The organism is Rhizobium sp. WYCCWR 11152 (genome assembly GCF_013087615.1).
In the GTDB taxonomy this organism is placed as follows: domain Bacteria; phylum Pseudomonadota; class Alphaproteobacteria; order Rhizobiales; family Rhizobiaceae; genus Rhizobium; species Rhizobium indicum.
In genome coordinates, this window is sequence record NZ_JABFCP010000012.1 from 32,532 (window position 1) to 45,743 (window position 13,212).

Consider the following 13,212-nt stretch of genomic DNA (forward strand, 5'->3'; position numbering starts at 1 on the left):
GTGAACGTTATCGTTACCGTTCAATCTTGTCAAAAAGATTCTTGGCGCCTCATCTTTACCCATAGCAGCCTTGGCTTCCCCGGAAATTGTGTTAGTTATCGTTATCGTAAATTCCCGCAAATTTTAATGAGACGATCCAATTGAGCCGCTCCAAAGAGCCAGAATCCAAAATAACCATCGCCGATGTCGCCCGCGCCGCAGGGGTGTCGCCGATGACGGTATCGCGCGTGCTCAATGATCGGGGCGGAGCCAGTGCGGAGACCAGTCAGCGGATTATCTTAGCGGCGAGCGAACTCAACTACCGGCCCAATCCCTTTGCGCGCGGATTGCGGTCCGATCGATCGAAGGCCATCGGCCTTCTCGTTCCCGACATCACCAATCCGTTCTTTCCAGAAGTCATCAGGGGAGCCGAGGATGCCGCGAGCGCTGCCGGCTACAACCTGCTTCTGTCCAATGTCGTCGAGAACAGCAAGCGGGAGGAAGAACTCATCGAAACGCTGCTGCGGCATCGGGTCGACGGGATCATCGTCTGCAGCCCGCGACTGCCCGACGCTGCGCTTCACAAGGCGCTTGCGCCACACCGTGCCGTGGTGCTCATCAACCGCGAGGCGCCCAACGAGGTCGCGGGGACGATCGTCACCGACTACGAGACGGGCGCGTCGCGTGCCATCGACCATCTGGTCGAGCGCGGGCGCCGCAAGATAGCGATCATCGCCGGGCCGCGCAGTTCGTTTGGCGGCAAGAGCCGTCTTGTCGGCTTTCGCAAGACGCTGGCCGCCCACGGGCTCAAAGCGCAAGGCATCGTTTATTGCGATCCGACCGCGGCAGGCGGGCAAACAGCGGCCGCGCAATTGCTGGCGGAGACGCCCGGCATCGATGCCCTTGTCTGCTACAACGATCTCAATGCGATCGGCGCCATGAAGGCCTGCAGGGCCGCCGGCATTTCTATCCCCGGGCAAATCGCCTTGATCGGTTTCGACGATATTCCGACTGCCGAACTGCTGTCCCCGGCGCTCACCACCCTGCGGGTGCAAAAACGCGAAATGGGGGAGGAAGCCGTGCGCCTGCTGCTCAGCCGCATCGCCACCAGAAACCGCCAGCACGGCATCGTCATCGTGCCGGAGCTCATCATCCGCGAAACGACCTGAACGCCCCGGAGCATGATGCCGAAAAGTGTGAGCGGTTTTCGGACGACATCATGCTCCAACTCTTAAAGTTTGGAACAGGAGGAATATCCGATGGATATCAACAATCTGCAGTCGCTGGCCCTGCCTGAGGAGAAGAAGGCCTGGTTCGTTCACGACCGGTTCGGCATGTTCGTGCACTGGGGGCTTTATGCGCTGCCGGCACGCCATGAATGGGTCAAGAGTCGCGAAGAGCTGAACGACGCCGACTACCAGAAATATTTCGATCATTTCGATCCCGATCTCTACGACCCGCGAGAATGGGCCAGACGCGCGAAAGCTGCGGGCATGAAATATGTCGTGCTGACGACCAAGCACCATGAAGGCTTCTGCCTCTGGGATACCAAGGCGACCGACTTCAAGGTGACCAACACGCCTTATGGGCGGGATCTGGTGGGTCCATTCGTCGACGCCTTCCGTGCGGAGGGCCTGAGGATCGGGTTCTACTATTCGCTGATCGACTGGCATCATCCGGACTTCACGGTCGATCCACGCCATCCGCAGCGCAATCATCCAGATGCGCTGAAAATCAATGAAGGCCGGGACGTGCAGCGCTATGCCGCCTTCATGCGCGAGCAGGTCCGCGAACTGCTGACGGACTTCGGCCAGATCGACATCATGTGGTTCGACTTCAGCTATCCGCAATGGAAGCTCGGAGAACTGGTCGGAAAGGGCCATCAGGATTGGGAAAGCGAGAAACTCGTGCGCCTGGTGCGCGAACTCGCCCCCGACATCATCATCAACAACCGGCTCGATCTCGCCGGCTTGCAGCCCGATATCGTCACGCCGGAGCAATATATGCCGCGCGCCCGGCCACTCCGCGATGGCAGGCGCGTCGTCTGGGAAGCGTGCCACACGCTCAGCGGTTCCTGGGGCTATCACCGCGACGAGGACACCTGGAAAAGCACAGAACAACTGGTCCAGATGCTTGTCGGCACCGTTGCCATGGGTGGTAATCTGCTGATGAATGTCGGGCCGACGGCGCGCGGCACACTCGACCACCGCGCGATTGCAGCCCTTGCCGCTTATGAGGAGTGGATGGCACTGCACGAGCGCAGCATCGTCGGCTGCACCCAGTCCGACTTCACCGCTCCGGCCGACTGCCGCCTGACCCAGAATGGCGATCGTCTCTATATCCACCTCTTCAACTGGCCCTATCGCCATCTGCATTTCGATGCGCTGGCGGGGAAAGTCGAATATGCGCAATTCCTGCATGATGGCAGCGAGGTCACCTGGCTGCGCCCGTCCGCCAATACCTTGTGGGCGAACACCCAGTTCCCCGTCGGTGATGATCAAATGACATTCGTCCTGCCGGTGCGCCGACCTCAGATCGTCGTCCCGGTCATCGAAGTTAAGCTCAAGGCGGGGAGCACCTCCGGCATTCAGGATTAAAGGGCGGCGGATGATTGCGCAGCTGAGATAGATTGCCTGAGCGGGCGGGGGCATATGCCCGCTCTGATAAACCCCGCCATATGCCGACAGTGGCTTACGGATTGGCTTCGGTGGTTTCCACGAAGAGCTGGTTGAGCTGTTTCATCTCGAGCGCATGGGCGCGCTTTCTGAGGGCGGCTGCCTGTTTGAGCGTTGCAAGATTGTCTGTTGTCTCGATGAGGTGAGCATCGGCGACGAGCACCTCCGCTTCAATCCTTCCCTGCTCTCTCAATTGCCAGACATCCCTGACGCGAAATTGAACCATTATCACGCCGAAAAGTGCCACGAGCGCGGAAGCTGTCATTGGCAGCCAATTGGGGACAACCGGGCCATAGGCGGAAAACAACGATGCGAGACCGCTCAAAACGATGATCCCCAATGTGAGAAAATTCCAGAGATATTGATTGACCTTGGAGGAGCGCGCATAGCCGTTTCGATGTGTTCGAAGGTCACGCAAAGCCTGCCTTTTGATCTCGGCTGCGTCCGACGGAAGCATGCTTTCGGCCGTCTCTTGCTCGATCTCCCGCCTTGCCGCCAAAATCACGTTGATGACGGCGATCGTGATCCCGAAGGTAATCATGAACCAGGCGATGTAGTGCAAAGGGACGTCATCGAGAATGACGTTTGACAAAAACGCAGGTTGAAAAAACTCAATTAAAGCGCCAATCGATATCAAGAATATAGACAGGGCAACCACTGCTATCGAAAGCATCGCCGCTATATTTCTATATCTGCCATTCAGTGTCATTTTCTTCAGTTGAGCGTGGTCATCCCCCTCCCTTCTGAACAAATCCATCATCCTATCCTCGAGACTATGGGGTTAACCATAGTCAACCTTTTACCACGCCAGAAAGCAAGTAACGTTTGTGAAGTAATACTTGACGGATCGAATTTCCGGCACCCCTCGCCAATGTGCGGGCCGGGGCAGCCTCCGCCTCTTCAATCCAGTCGCTTCAGGCTATGCTGATCGCCAGCGGCCGGCCGAGATCGCGGGCAATATAGTCCTGGTTCTGTCGGACGATCTGCGCGGCGTGAGCGATCGTCAGCCGGTGGGCCTGCTCGGCGTCGCCAGCCTTGATCGCGGCGATGATCTCCTCATGCTCGTCCAGCCTGACAGCCACTTGAAAACCGGCGCGGCCTGATCGGGCAGGAGATGGTGACCGCTCAGGAGAAAGGCTCGGTCGGTCCCGCCGCCGGATTGGTCAGCCAGCACGGTCCCTCGGCGGTCATGTACATATGGTCTTCCAGCCGGATCCCGAATTTCCCGGGGAAGACGATCATCGGTTCGTTGGAAAAACACATGCCGGCGGCAAGCGGCGCGTCGTTGCTGCGAACGATGTAAGGTTCCTCATGAATCTCGAGCCCGAGGCCATGACCGGCGCGATGCGGCAAACCTGGCAAGCGATAGTCGGGGCCGAGGGAGTGTTTGGCAAGCACCTTTCGGGCCGCATCGTCGAGGCTCGAGCAGGCGGCGCCGATCCGGGCTGCGTCGAAGACGGCCTGTTGCGCCTCGCGCTCGATCCACCAGGCCCGTTCGAACGCGCTTTCGCCGCCCTCCAGCATATAGGTCCTGGTGATATCGGAATGATAACCGTCGATCCGGCAGCCGGTATCGATGAGAATGACGTCGTCGCGACCAAGGACCTGATCGCCGTCGGCGCCATGCGGAAGCGAGGTCGCCGCGCCGAAGGAGACGATGCAGAATGTCGAGCCGGCATCGGCGCCGGCCTGGCGATGCTGCCGGTCGATGAAATCGACCACCTCGGATGATTTGATGCCCGGCTTCAAAAGCCCATGCACTTGCCTGTGGACGTTAAGCGTCAGGTCCATCGCATACTGAATGAGGGCAATCTCCGCGGCCGATTTGATGCAACGCAGGTCGCGGATCAGCCGCCCGCCATCGGCAAGCCTCGCCGCGCCCATCTCCGCTGCCAATGCATGATAGAAGAAAAGCGGCAAACCATCGTCAAGGGCAAGTCTGCCGCCCTGGGCAACAAGGCGGGCGATGAGAGCGGCGCTGCTCTCCTCCTCTTCCCAGACCAGGATTTCCCCCGGCAGATGCGGCAGCGTTTCGACACGGCTGCGCTCGAACCCTGGAACGATGTAGGAAATGGTCGCAGGCGTGACGAGCGCGCCGAGGAACCTCTCGCTCGGATGCCAGACCAGCCCCGTGAAGTAATGCAGGCTTTCGGTCGGCCCAAGAAGCACGGCAGCCAATCCTTCGGCTTCGATCATTTTGCGAAGCCTGGCGAGGCGTGTCTGCCGTTCGTCCTCAGTGATGCGGGGTACGGGGTGCTGCCATGACATGTTGTTTTCCTGCTTTTCCTGCGCTTCCAGATCGATGAACCCCTCGCCTTGCAGCGGGGATCTTGAACCGACACTAATGCCGCTGTAGGCAATATGTCGACATGAAAAATGAGGAGATAGCGATGGCGGTCGAATACACCATACCGGGCATGCTGATACGCGATCATATGGTCGACGCTCCCCTGGATTGGTCGAAGCCGGAGGGGGAGTCGATCCGGATTTTTGCACGTGAAGTGTGCGATCCCGCCCGCCGTCGCGAAACACTGCCGTTGCTAGCTTTCCTTCAAGGCGGTCCTGGCGGAAAATCGCCGCGGCCGAGCAACGGCGGGCCGCCTTGGCTTGCCGAAGCCCTGAAGACGCACCGCGTTATCCTGATCGACCAGCGCGGCACCGGGCGCAGCAGCCGGATCGAAAGTGCGACGATGGCGCGTTTTGCGGACGGCCGGGCCGCAGCCGACTATCTCAGCCTCTTTCGTGCCGACAGCATCGTTGCCGATTGCGAACATCTGCGGAAAACCGTCTTCGGCGGCGGGCGCTGGCAAACGCTTGGCCAGAGCTATGGCGGCTTCCTGACACTCACTTATCTCTCGAAGGCGCCGGAGGGACTTTCCGCCTGTTATGTCACCGGCGGCCTTGCCGGCCTTGGGGCGACGGCCGATGATGTCTATCGGCGCACCTACCCGCGCGTCACCGAAAAGAACGCCGCCTATTACCGCCGCTACCCCGGGGATGCCGAGCGCATCGGCCGGATCGCCGACTATATCGATACCAATGAGGTGCGGTTGCCCGATGGCGATCGCCTCTCCGTTCGCCGCTTTCAGACTATCGGCATCGATTTCGGCATGGCGCCGGGTTACGAGAACATCCATTGGTTGGTTGACGAGGCTTTCTCCGGTCCCAATGAAGACCGTCTCTCCGATCGCTTCCTCGCGTCGGTGATGTCGCTGACCTCCTATGACGACAATCCGCTCTTCGCCGTTCTGCAGGAAAGCATCTATGGCCAGGCCGGGACGCCGACTGCCTGGGCGGCCGAACGCATCCGCGCCGAGCATCCGGCCTTTGCCGGCGACCGGCGGCCGCTGCTGTTGACGGGGGAGATGATGTATCCCTGGATGTTCGAGGAAATTCGCTCGCTCAGGGCCTTCAGGGCGGGTGTCGAGGTATTGGCCACGCATGAGCGCTACGTGCCGCTCTATGCCCCGGCACGTCTCGCCGCAAACGAGGTGCCGGTCGCCGCCGTCATCTATCATGACGATATGTATGTCGATGCCGGGCTTTCGCTCGAAACAGCGCGCCACGTCGCCAACCTGCAGGCATGGGTGACCAACGAATTCGAGCACGACGGTGTTCGCCAATCAGCGGCTGTCCTGCGCAGGCTGATGACCTTGGTCAGGGAGCAGGGCGGCCCCCTCGCCTCCTGAGGCTCGAATGGTTCATTGCTCTCGTCGCATCAGGACATGCTGATCGCCACCGGCCGGTCCAGATCGCGGGCGATATATTCCTGGATCTGGCGAACGATCTGCCCGGCGTGGGCGATCGCCAGGCGGTCGGCCCGCTCGACGTCACCGGCCTCGATCGCGGTGATGATCTCCTCGTGTTCGTCGACATACTGGCGCGGCAGACGGTCGTCGAATGTCGAGTAGTAAAGGCGCAGGATCCGGCGGCCCTCGTCGAGCAGCCTGGCGAAGAAGGCCGTGTAATAGGAATTGCCCGCAAGTTCGGCGATCGCGACGTGAAATTCGCGGTTCGCCTCGATCATCGCATAAGCATCGCGCGCGGCAACGGCATCGGCGAAGTCCTTCTGATGCCGGCGGACGGTCTTCATGATCTCGCCGTTGCGCCGTTGCGCCGCGCCGCGGGTCGTCACCCGGTACATCAGCGTCAGCGCTTCGAAATAGGTGGGCAGGCTTGCGAAATCGATGGTCGCGACGATCGTATTCCTGTTCGGCAGCGTCGTGACCAGCCCGTCGGCGGCGAGCCGCAACAGCGCCTCTCGAATGGGAGTCCGCGACATCCGGAAACGCTCCGACAGCCGCACTTCGTCGAGCGGACTGCCGGGTTCCAGCGCCATCGACAGGATTTCCTGCCTGAGCGTCACATAGACGCTCTGCGTGCCAGAGCCGCGCACCCGCACATTTTCCGCGTCGTTCCGCATTCGTCTGCCCTCTTTCGCTAGAGCGCCGCGCGTCCAACAGGACGCGCTAAGGACGCGCTATTACTTTGAATTGGCGCATAATCCTTTCCGAAAATCGATTTCGATTTTCGGGGTTATGCGCCGAAGCCTTGTATTTCGTTTCGGCCGATTCTCGCAATGTCGGCCTTCGGGGGCCTCAAATTTGCAAAATCACATCATTGAATCTTGTCGACAGTTTGTATATAAGGCAACCAGTTTCAACGAGGCTCGATCAATGACCACAGGATGGAAGGGCGTATTTCCCGCCGTAACGACACAGTTCAACGATGATCTTTCCGTTGATTTGCCCTCGACCCAGCGAGTCCAGGACGCGCTTGTGAACGATGGCGTCAACGGACTGATCGTCATGGGCACATGTGGCGAGAACAATTCGCTGGACCCCGAGGAGAAGCGCACGATCTTGAAAGCTGCCGTCGAGGTCGTCAACGGCCGCGTTCCCGTGGTGACGGGCGTGTCCGAATTCGATACGCGCCGTGCCGTCGCCTATGCTCGCGACGCCGAAAAACTCGGCGCCGACGGCCTGATGCTGCTGCCGGCCATGGTTTATGTGCCGAAGCCCGAAGAGCTGATTGCACATTTCCGCACCGTCGCCGAAGCGACCTCGCTGCCGATCATGCTCTACAACAACCCGCCGGCGTACCGCGTCAATATCGGCGCCGATGTGCTGAAGGTGCTTGCCGACGTGCCGAACATCAAGGCGGTCAAGGAAAGTGCGCCGGATCCGCGCCGCTTCACCGATCTCATCAATGAATTCGGCGATCGTTTCGATATCTTCGCAGGGCTCGACGACGTGGCGCTTGAAGGCCTGATGCTCGGCGCCAAGGGCTGGGTCTCCGGCCTGACCAGCGCCTTCCCGCAGGAATCGGTGCAGCTCGTTGCCGCCGCCGAACGCGGCGACTGGGAAGAAGCCCGCAAGATCTATCGCTGGTTCATGCCGCTTCTGCACCTCGATGCCGAGCACGACCTCGTCCAGTCGATCAAGCTCGCCGAGCAGATCATGGGCCGCGGCTCAGAACGCGTTCGCATGCCGCGCCTGCCGCTTTCGGGCGCCCGCCGCGCCGAGGTCACCGCGATGGTCGAAAAGGCCGCCGCCACGCGTCCCTCGAAGATCCGCCAGGCCGCCTGATACAACGAGGCCGGCGACCCCGCGGTTGCCGGCCTTTCCGTGTTTGCTCTTCAGGCGAGCGCCAGCGACCGGCCGCTCGCCGGATCGAACAGATGCATCTGGTTCATGTTGAACGAGAGCGGCATCGTCGACATCGGCCTGGGTCCGCTCTCGGGATCGATGCAGGCGCAAAGGCTTGCCTCGCCGATGCCGAAATAAACCATGGTCTCCGGCCCGAGTGGTTCTACAAGATCGATCTTCGCTTCGATGTCGGCATAACCTGGACGGGCCTGGCGGTCGGTGATCGATTCCGGCCTGATCCCGAACACGACTGATTTGCCGGCATGGCTGGCATAGTCGCCGGCGCGCACCTCCGGCACTGGAAGCTCGCTGCCGTCGGTCAGTTTGACGACGAGGCCCTTGTCTCCTGATAACAGCGTCGCTGACAGGAAATTCATCGACGGTGAGCCGATGAAGCCGGCGACGAACTGGCTGACCGGCCGATAATAGAGCGCCTGCGGCGGCCCCGCCTGTTCGATGATGCCACCATTCATCACCACGACACGATCCGCCATGGTCATCGCCTCGACCTGGTCGTGCGTGACGTAGACGGTCGTCGTCGGCAACAGCTGGTGCAGCCGCTTGATCTCCGTGCGCATCTGCACGCGAAGCTTGGCATCAAGGTTGGACAACGGCTCGTCGAAGAGAAAGACTTTCGGATTCCGCACGATGGCACGCCCCATCGCGACGCGCTGGCGCTGGCCGCCCGAAAGCTGGCCCGGACGCCGGCCGAGCAGCTCGCTGATATGCAGGGTTTCCGCCGCCCTGATGATACGGGCGTCAATCTCGCTCTTGGCGAGCTTCTGCTGCTCCAGGCAGAACGAAATATTCTCCCGCACCGTCATGTGTGGATAGAGCGCGTAGTTCTGAAAGACCATGGCGATATCGCGTTTGCCCGGGCCGAGCCGGTTGACGACCTGGTCGCCGATCACGATCTCACCTCCGGTAATGTGTTCGAGACCCGCAATCATGCGCAATGTCGTCGATTTTCCGCATCCCGACGGGCCCACGAAAACGACGAATTCATTGTCTTCGATGTCAAGGCTGATGCCGCGCACGGCCTCGTAGATGCCATAGGACTTGACGATGCTCTTGAGTTCCAGCCGTGCCATGGTTTTCTCCTAGACCTCCTGCAACCAGATCGCCATTGCTCCGGGCGCGCGATTGGCCCAGAGGTGATAGGGGATCGCCGTGAAGGGCCGCTCCTTCAGCGAGGGGCGCGCGGTGCGATAGAGCGCATTCTGCCAATCGGATATATCGGCTTCGAGCGCGGTGCCTTCGAGGACGGTCGCTCCGCCGAGAAGCGCGGCATCGTAACGGGCAGAAATTTCCTCAGATGCCGGCAGGCGGAGCCGCTGCGGCTCGCCGCCGAGGTCCGTCTCCTCGATGCAATAGACGACGGGGCCCCGCCGCAACGCGACGCGTCCGCCGTCTTCGGAGACGGCAGGATGCGCGTAGATGCGCTCGACCGGCATCGAGAAGCCGATGCGGACCTCGTCACCATTGCGCCATTCCCTTGATATTGCGGCATAACCCTTCGTCAGGCATTGATCGAGATCGACGGCAACGCCGTTGACCGAGATCTGCGCCTGCCTGCACCATCCTGGGATGCGAAGACGAAGCTGAAACCGGCTTGGCCGCTCGACGGCGAACCGCAGGCTGATGTCGCCATCCCAGGGATACTGCGTCTCCTGGATCAGGCGCACGAAGCTGTCGCCGACTGTCAGCTCGGCGGAATTGGTGCCGTAGAGATGGACGGCGAGCTCATGATCATCAGTCGAATAGAAATATTGGCCGAGCGACGTAATGAAACGGGCAATGTTGGTCGGGCAGCAGGGGCAGTAATGCCATTTCCACCGGCGGTGCTGCCCGTGGCTTTCAAGGACGTTCTCATAGAAATAATGCTCGCCGTCGCGCGAGATGCCGGAAAGCGCGCCGTTGTAGAGCACCGTTTCCAGTCTGTCGGTGAACTTGCTATCGAGATCGACCTGCGCCATGCGATGGCTCCAGAAGCCGAGCGCGACGGCTGCGCATGTCTCGGCATAGGCCGTCTCGTTCGGCAGGTCGAATTCCCGGGTGAACCCTTCATTGGATGCCGATGGGCCAAGGCCGCCGGTCACGTAGAGCTGGCGGCTGACCAGATTGTCGAAAAGCCGGTCGCAGGCCTCCTTCAAGGTCGAATCGTCGTTCTCACGGGAGAGATCCGCCATCGCAGAAAACAGGTACATGGCGCGAACCGCGTGGCCGACGACCTGGTGCTGGTCGCGCACCGGCATATGGGCCTGGCTATAGGCATATGTCTTGTAGACGTAGTCATCAGGGCTCTCGCCGCGTTTGCGGGCCTCTTCATCGTAATATGAAGGCATCCGGCCACGTTCGTCGACGAAGTAGGTCGCAAGCTTCAGATGCCGCGGATCGCGCGTCACGCGATAGAGCTTGACCAACGCCAGCTCGATTTCCTCATGGGCATCGTAACCCCTGAGCTTTCCGGGCTCGGCACCGAAGGTTTCGATGATATGGTCGACGGCGCGGATCATCACATCGAGGAAGCGACGCTTTCCCGTCGCCTCGTAATAGGCGACGGCCCCCTCCAGCAGGTGGCCCATCGAATACATCTCGTGCAAGTCGCGCAGATTGGTCCAGCGCCTGCCCGGCTCGCGGCGAATGAACCAGCTGTTGAGGTAGCCATCCGCCATCTGCCCCTTTTCGAGCTTTTCGACGATAGCATCGATCTTCGTTTCGAGCGCAGCATTCGGGTGAGCCTTCAGCGTGTAACTTGCGGCCTCGATCCATTTGCCGAAATCGGAATCGAAGAAATGCTGCATCGACAGTCCGCTCGGCTGGATCGGGCGCACCAGCGGCCCGGCCGGCTTGTCAAAATCAAGCACCTCGAGGAAGCCCTCCTCTTCCAGCCGCTTGTGCTGCGTCGGGATGGTGACGTTGCGGACCGTCTCCGTCCAGCTTTGCCAGAAACCGCCATGGAAGACGACACCGGAATGGTCGGCGGGCCTGTATCGCTGCCGTCCCGCAGCGCGTGCCGGTTGAAAACGAGGTGAGCTGGTCATGAGGACTCCTGAGCGGGACGAGCGCTGTTACTTCACGGCGCCGGCCGTCAGGCCGCGCACGTAATATCGTTGCAAGAGAAGAAAAAGCAGGATGCAGGGGACCATAGTCACGGCTATGCCGGCCTGAAGCGCGCCCCAGTCGATGATGCCATAGATGCCCGACGAAACATTCACCAGCATGATCGGCAGCGTGAACTTGTTCTGGTCGGACAGGAAGATGAGGGCGGCGAGGAATTCGTTCCAGGAATTCAGGAAGGCGAACATCGCAACGGTGGCAACACCGGGAAGCGCGATCGGCAGCATGATCCGGCGCAGGATCGTCGCCTGCGACGCACCGTCTATCCGGGCCGCTTCGATCAGCGCCTTCGGCACCGCATCGAAGGCATTGCGCATCATGAAAACGGAAAAAGGAAGCTGGAAGGTCACGTAGATCAGCACCAGGCCGAAAAGATTGTTTTGCAGCCGGAAGACTTTCAGGATCAGGAAAAGCGGCGTTAGGATCGACTGGAACGGGATCATCATCGTCGCCATGATCAGCACGAAGAGCAGCGACTGACCGGGAAAACGGAATTTCGAAAAGCCATATCCCGCCGGCACCGAGACGAGCACCGTCAGGATCACCGTTCCGGCGGCAATCAGCACCGAATTGCCGGCATAGACGTACCAGCCTGCACCGACATGTTCGAGGCGGCGGTAATTTTCAAGCGAGAAGGCTTTCGAGAAAAGTGCTGCCGGATCGGCAAGTGCTGCGGCCGCGGGCTTGAAGGAATTGGCGAAGGACCAGACGATGGGCATCACGAAGAAGACGGCAAAGACGCATGCCGTCAGAACGAAGGCGAGATAACCGAGCCGCTCGCTCGCCGGCTTCGCTGCGAGATTATGGTTGAGCCGCTCCATCAACCCTCCTCCGGCCGCTGGCGCAGCAGGACGAACTGGATCGCGCTGATCGCCACCAGCACGACGAGCAGGGCAAAGGAGATCGCCGAGCCATAACCGAGACGGTAGGATGAGAACGAGGCGAGATAGATCGAGAACACCGCGGAGATCGTGCTGTTCTCAGGGCCGCCCTGGGTGATGATGAAGAACTGGTCGAAGGCCAGCATCGACGAGGTGACGTTGAGGACGAGCGCCAGCACCACCGAGTTCCTCATCAAGGGCAGCGTGATCCGCCGAAACCGGCTCCAGACGCTGGCGCCGTCGATCCTGGCGGCTTCGATGACGTCGTTGGATATGCTCTGCAAGCCGGTCAGAAGGATGATCATCGTGAAGCCTGCTGTCTTCCAGACGACCATCAGGATGACGACGCCGAGTGCCGGCCAGAAACTTTCGAGCGGCCTCGGGGCGCTGTCGATGATGCCTGCTCCGCGCAGCAACTGCGCAAAGACGCCGCTATCGGGATTGAGCAGCCACATCCACAATGTCGAGGCCGCCCCGAAGCCGATGACAACAGGCATGAAATAGATCGTGCGGAAAAAGCCGGCGATGCGCAGCGGCCGGTCGACGAGCAGCGCCAGAGGAAAGGCCACCAGGAAGATCGCAGCCGTGACCAGCACCGTGTAGAGCAGCGTGAAGCCCAGGGAATGCCAGAGCTGGGTATCGCCGATCAGCTCGGCATAGTTGGAGAGGCCGATGAATTTGGTCCGGCCTAGAAGCGGCCAATTGTAGAAACTCATCCAGACCGTCATGACAAGCGGCACGAGGAAAAGCACGACGATGAACAGCAAGCCCGGCAGGATGAAGGCAAGGCCAAGCCAACCCTTTGGCTCCGGTTCTCCGGTCGCGACTGCGCGCCTCCGGCTGCGAAGTGTCGAGGATATCACCGCAACTCCTCCTTCCGCTTGAAAGTCGAGATGTGAAAGGGACGGC

Annotated in this window: 11 protein-coding genes and 1 pseudogene; 4 read left to right on the forward strand and 8 right to left on the reverse strand. The window is 60.5% G+C overall.

Going from position 1 to position 13,212, the window contains the following annotated elements:
• The first annotated feature begins 140 nt into the window (after positions 1–140).
• Both G9X67_RS25565 and G9X67_RS25570 read left to right on the forward strand, forming a co-directional pair.
• Positions 141–1,148, forward strand: coding sequence for a LacI family DNA-binding transcriptional regulator (locus G9X67_RS25565; RefSeq protein ID WP_138390261.1), 1,008 nt, complete (start codon positions 141–143; stop codon positions 1,146–1,148).
• Between the two features lie 90 nt (positions 1,149–1,238).
• Positions 1,239–2,576: an alpha-L-fucosidase gene (locus tag G9X67_RS25570; RefSeq protein WP_138390259.1), complete on the forward strand. Its 1,338-nt coding sequence runs from the start codon at positions 1,239–1,241 to the stop codon at positions 2,574–2,576.
• Between the two features lie 94 nt (positions 2,577–2,670).
• Here G9X67_RS25570 and G9X67_RS25575 read toward each other — a convergent pair whose 3' ends face one another.
• From G9X67_RS25575 to G9X67_RS25585, 3 genes and pseudogenes are all read right to left on the reverse strand, one after another.
• Positions 2,671–3,411 carry a DUF4231 domain-containing protein gene (locus G9X67_RS25575; protein WP_171599983.1) on the reverse strand — a complete coding sequence of 247 codons (741 nt, stop codon included), beginning with the start codon at positions 3,409–3,411 and terminating at the stop codon, positions 2,671–2,673.
• A 157-nt stretch (positions 3,412–3,568) separates the two neighbouring features.
• Positions 3,569–3,724 (reverse strand): annotated as a pseudogene (locus G9X67_RS25580) (hypothetical protein); the annotation flags it as partial.
• 55 nt (positions 3,725–3,779) lie between these two features.
• Positions 3,780–4,922, reverse strand: a complete 1,143-nt coding sequence (locus tag G9X67_RS25585; RefSeq protein ID WP_138390253.1) for a Xaa-Pro peptidase family protein — start codon at positions 4,920–4,922, stop codon at positions 3,780–3,782.
• Between the two features lie 122 nt (positions 4,923–5,044).
• On the opposite strand from G9X67_RS25585, the gene G9X67_RS25590 reads away from it, so the two are divergent.
• Positions 5,045–6,343 carry an alpha/beta fold hydrolase gene (locus G9X67_RS25590; RefSeq protein ID WP_138390251.1) on the forward strand — a complete coding sequence of 433 codons (1,299 nt, stop codon included), beginning with the start codon at positions 5,045–5,047 and terminating at the stop codon, positions 6,341–6,343.
• Between the two features lie 29 nt (positions 6,344–6,372).
• Here the strand turns inward: G9X67_RS25590 and G9X67_RS25595 are convergent, their stop codons facing one another.
• Positions 6,373–7,077 (reverse strand): GntR family transcriptional regulator, encoded by a 705-nt coding sequence (locus G9X67_RS25595; protein ID WP_138390249.1) that lies wholly within the window; start codon positions 7,075–7,077, stop codon positions 6,373–6,375.
• Positions 7,078–7,330: 253 nt separating this feature from the next.
• Here G9X67_RS25595 and G9X67_RS25600 point away from each other — a divergent pair, with 253 nt between their 5' ends.
• Positions 7,331–8,242: a dihydrodipicolinate synthase family protein gene (locus tag G9X67_RS25600; protein ID WP_012760756.1), complete on the forward strand. Its 912-nt coding sequence runs from the start codon at positions 7,331–7,333 to the stop codon at positions 8,240–8,242.
• 50 nt (positions 8,243–8,292) lie between these two features.
• On the opposite strand, the gene ugpC is transcribed toward G9X67_RS25600, so the two are convergent.
• Genes ugpC through G9X67_RS25620 form a run of 4 tightly spaced genes read right to left on the reverse strand, consistent with a single transcriptional unit; the run spans position 8,293 to position 13,166 of the window.
• The gene (gene ugpC / locus G9X67_RS25605; protein ID WP_171599984.1) at positions 8,293–9,393 is read right to left on the reverse strand and encodes a sn-glycerol-3-phosphate ABC transporter ATP-binding protein UgpC; all 1,101 of its coding nucleotides are present in this window, start codon (positions 9,391–9,393) and stop codon (positions 8,293–8,295) included.
• Between the two features lie 9 nt (positions 9,394–9,402).
• On the reverse strand, positions 9,403–11,346 hold the full coding sequence (locus G9X67_RS25610) for a beta-L-arabinofuranosidase domain-containing protein (RefSeq protein ID WP_171599985.1): 1,944 nt from the start codon (positions 11,344–11,346) through the stop codon (positions 9,403–9,405).
• A 27-nt stretch (positions 11,347–11,373) separates the two neighbouring features.
• On the reverse strand, positions 11,374–12,243 hold the full coding sequence (locus G9X67_RS25615) for a carbohydrate ABC transporter permease (protein ID WP_131665702.1): 870 nt from the start codon (positions 12,241–12,243) through the stop codon (positions 11,374–11,376).
• The gene (locus G9X67_RS25620; RefSeq protein WP_064654374.1) at positions 12,243–13,166 is read right to left on the reverse strand and encodes a sugar ABC transporter permease; all 924 of its coding nucleotides are present in this window, start codon (positions 13,164–13,166) and stop codon (positions 12,243–12,245) included. The genes G9X67_RS25615 and G9X67_RS25620 overlap by 1 nt, the downstream gene beginning before the upstream one ends.
• Positions 13,167–13,212 lie beyond the last annotated feature (46 nt).